Origin of the sequence: Brachybacterium sp. ACRRE (genome assembly GCF_022346485.1) — a bacterium.
In the GTDB taxonomy this organism is placed as follows: domain Bacteria; phylum Actinomycetota; class Actinomycetes; order Actinomycetales; family Dermabacteraceae; genus Brachybacterium; species Brachybacterium halotolerans.
Genome location: NZ_JAKRMO010000129.1, coordinates 1 through 1292, shown reverse-complemented (window position 1 = coordinate 1292; position 1292 = coordinate 1). Strand labels below are relative to the sequence as shown.

Genomic DNA, 1292 nt, shown 5'->3' with positions numbered 1-1292 from the left:
TGAAGCGCCCTGGGTTTCGTTCCGTGGTTAGGCGGGCGCGGTCGTCGTGGGGTGAGTGTAGGACGCTTCGACCGCTGCGGGGGTGCGGTAGTCGAGAGTTTCATGCAGTCGGGACGTGTTCCACCAGTGGACCCATCCCATCGTGGCGAGCTCGACCTCGCTGACGGACTCCCAGATCCGCTTCGAGTAGATCAGCTCCGCCTTGTAGAGACCGTTCACTGTCTCGGCCAGCGCGTTATCGTAGCTATCTCCGACGGTTCCGACCGAAGCTTTCACGCCTGCCGTAATGAGTGCGTCTGAATAAGCCAGGGAGACGTACTGACTGCCCCTGTCGGAATGGTGGATCAATCCGTTCTGATTCTTGCTCACCCCGGTGGAGAGGAGTGCGTGGTCCAATGCGAGCAATGGCAGGGGCTCGGTGTGGAGGGTGGGTGCGACTGCCCAGCCGACGATTCTGCGGCTGTAGACATCGGTGATGAATGCGACGTAGCAGAACCCGGAGAGTATCCGGACGTAGGTAATATCGGCGACCCATAGCTGCTGCGGCCGGGCCGCGACGAACTTCCGCTCGACAAGGTCGGGACGCTGGTCATCTCGGACAGCGGGGCGGGTGGTGACGGGCTTACGACCTCGGCGAACGCCCTGGAGGCCAGCGATCTTCATCAGTCGTGCCACCTGGTCTCGGCCCACGTCCCATCCTGCATGCCGCATGGCGTGCCACATCTTCCGGACCCCGTAGACGCTGTAATTCTCCTGATGAATCCGCTTCACCTCCTCCACGAGCATCTCGTCCCGCATGCTTCGAGCGGAGGCCGGCCTATTCTTCGAGGCGCGGTATCCGCGGGAGGTGATGAACCCACATTCTATCGCTCCGAGGATGCGACAGATGGCCTCGACCCCGAACTGCTCGCGGTGATTATCTATGAACGCGATCATTTCGTTGTGGGGCGGTCGAGTTCCGCTGCGAAAAACGCCGAGGCGGCCTTCAAGATCTCGTTGGCTCGCTGTGCCTCCGCCAGCTCTCGCCTGAGACGACGGTTCTCCGCCTCGAGCGATCCTTCCGGTCCCGCCGGCTCAGTGGGGCCGTAGCGGTTGCACCAGATTCGCAGTGTCTCCGTACCGACACCGAGCTGCGGGGCGACCGCACGGATCGATGCTGCGCGGGGACCACCCTCGCGGGCCTGACGGTCGTGGACCATGCGCACGGCACGGTCACGGAGCTCTGGGCTGAACTTCTTGGGCATACTCCGATTCTCCTTCGTGAGACTCGGAACGGAACCCAGGGCGCTTCA

General features: G+C 62.8%; 1 protein-coding gene and 1 other annotated feature. The gene reads right to left on the bottom strand.

All coding sequences use genetic code 11. The features are described from left to right. Nucleotides 1-27 precede the first annotated feature (27 nt). Nucleotides 28-1244 (bottom strand): IS3 family transposase gene (locus MHY49_RS18905; protein WP_239206793.1). Its coding sequence is split into 2 segments (ribosomal slippage): nucleotides 28-965 and nucleotides 965-1244, totalling 1218 coding nucleotides; the frame shifts between segments, so codons are not numbered across the junction. Continuing rightward, nucleotides 873-975, bottom strand: a sequence feature (AL1L pseudoknot). It overlaps the preceding gene by 103 nt. Nucleotides 1245-1292 lie beyond the last annotated feature (48 nt).